Source organism: Furfurilactobacillus milii (assembly GCF_009863985.1).
In the GTDB taxonomy this organism is placed as follows: Bacteria; Bacillota; Bacilli; order Lactobacillales; family Lactobacillaceae; genus Furfurilactobacillus; species Furfurilactobacillus milii_A.
On record NZ_WEZT01000049.1, the window covers coordinates 1 to 1,779 of the forward strand.

5 protein-coding genes are annotated in these 1,779 nt (G+C 38.3%); all 5 read left to right on the forward strand.

Annotated features, from left to right (window positions below; genetic code table 11):
- Window positions 1-507, forward strand: a 507-nt coding sequence (amaP, locus tag GB992_RS11355; RefSeq protein ID WP_161002543.1) for an alkaline shock response membrane anchor protein AmaP, incomplete at its 5' end; no start/stop codon positions are given.
- An 11-nt stretch (window positions 508-518) separates the two neighbouring features.
- Window positions 519-704 (forward strand): DUF2273 domain-containing protein, encoded by a 186-nt coding sequence (locus tag GB992_RS11360; protein ID WP_107760573.1) that lies wholly within the window; start codon window positions 519-521, stop codon window positions 702-704.
- 27 nt (window positions 705-731) lie between these two features.
- The gene (locus tag GB992_RS11365) at window positions 732-1,274 is read left to right on the forward strand and encodes an Asp23/Gls24 family envelope stress response protein (protein ID WP_161002544.1); all 543 of its coding nucleotides are present in this window, start codon (window positions 732-734) and stop codon (window positions 1,272-1,274) included.
- A 14-nt stretch (window positions 1,275-1,288) separates the two neighbouring features.
- A complete protein-coding gene (locus tag GB992_RS11370; protein ID WP_161002545.1) occupies window positions 1,289-1,540 on the forward strand; it encodes a GlsB/YeaQ/YmgE family stress response membrane protein in 252 nt (83 codons plus the stop codon).
- Window positions 1,541-1,550: 10 nt separating this feature from the next.
- A complete protein-coding gene (locus GB992_RS11645) occupies window positions 1,551-1,691 on the forward strand; it encodes a hypothetical protein (protein WP_003681696.1) in 141 nt (46 codons plus the stop codon).
- Window positions 1,692-1,779: the final 88 nt, after the last annotated feature.

Sequence of the window (1,779 nt, forward strand, 5' to 3'; positions counted from 1 at the left end):
TTATCCATAGTTCTTGTCTTTAAAAATTGGTCAACGGCCATTGGTACTAGTACACCCATGTCATTAAAGCTTGGTTGGTTGGAGCAGTACGAACCGATATACCTCTTTTGGAGTGGAGTAATTCTGGCGGTACTGTTAATTATTTTTTTGCTTATCACACTTTTTTGGCCACGGTCACAATCATTATATCTTCATCAAAAGTCTGATGGTCAAGTGACCGTCAGTAAGAAAGCTATTGAACATTTTGCGCTTTCAGCACTTCAACATGAACCCTTTATTGGCAACCCCAAGGTATCAGCTAAGTTATCACGAAAAAGGATCACACTTAAAATATGGGGTGATCTACTAAATTCAGTCGATGCCAAGAAACAGACTGCAAATTTTCTTAATCAATTAAAAAAAGATTTGCGTATTTGTCTTGGAATTTCTGAACAGAAAAAAATTAAAATCAGACTCGTTGATTTTAATGAGTTGGACGCTAATGTGCATAAATCTCGAGTTGTCTAGGAGGTGATATCGTGACCGAACTCATTAAAGCCTATTTTTGGCCACTAATTGGTGGAATTATGGGATTGCTCTTAGCGGTCCTTATCATCACTTTTGGATTTTTCAAAGCGCTTTTTGTTTTGATTTTTATGGCAATCGGGATTACCGCGGGTTATTATATTCAAAAAACTGGTATCTTAACAAATGTTTTTAAATAACTGTTTGAATTATAAGGAGGAAAAATTATGCAGAATGGAACGCCAAGTGAGAAAACAACAACTAACGAAAAGTCTGGTGTTAAAGGCAATTTAACATTTGATGATAAGGTTATTCAAAAGATCATTGGTATCGCACTTTCTGAAGTAGATGGCTTATTAACCGTAGATGGCGGCTTTTTCTCAAATGTTGCTGGAAAACTAGTTAATACTTCAGATGTCACATCAGGAATTGATGTAGAGGTTGGAAAAAAGCAGGTTGCAGCGGATCTCGACATTGTTGCTGAATACGGCATTGATATTTCTAAACTGTATGACAAGATCAAAAATGTTATCGTTCGGGAAGTAAAGAATATGACCGAATTAGAAGTAATTGAGGTAAATGTGAATGTTGTTGATGTCAAGACAAAGGAGCAATATGAAAAAGATTCGACTTCTCTGCAAGATCGCGTGAGCGATGCCACAGACAAAACGAAGGAAGCCGTCAGTAAGGGCGCAAAGAAATCGAAGGAAACATTAGGTGACAGCGTTGATAAAGTAACGTCTGACAATAAATCTAGTCGTGTTAACTAAGGGAGTGAGTAAATATGGGACTTATTTGGTCATTAATCGTCGGGGCAATCATTGGTGCCATTGCTGGCGCAATCACTAACCGTGGTGCTGCTATGGGCTGGATTGCAAACATCGCAGCTGGTTTAATCGGTGCGTGGATTGGCCAAGGGCTCCTTGGCACTTGGGGCCCTTCGTTAGCTGGCATGGCATTGATACCATCGATCATCGGGGCAATTATTTTAGTTCTGATTGTTTCATTAGTTGTTGGTCGAACTAGTAAAAAGTAAGGGGAATTTTATGGACGTCTTGAAAAGTGTATTTAAGTTTATGATCGCTTCTACGCTCATTGTAGGTGGTGTCCTCATCGGTGGCACCGTCTTGGCTGCTAAGAAAGTAGATGGCATTGGTGATACATTGCAACAAAAATTACATGGATAATTAGCCAAATTTATCTGTATTAGGCTTCTTAGAACGTAAATAATTGAGCAATTGAAGATCAGTTAATCAATATTTAAATTGGTGAGAT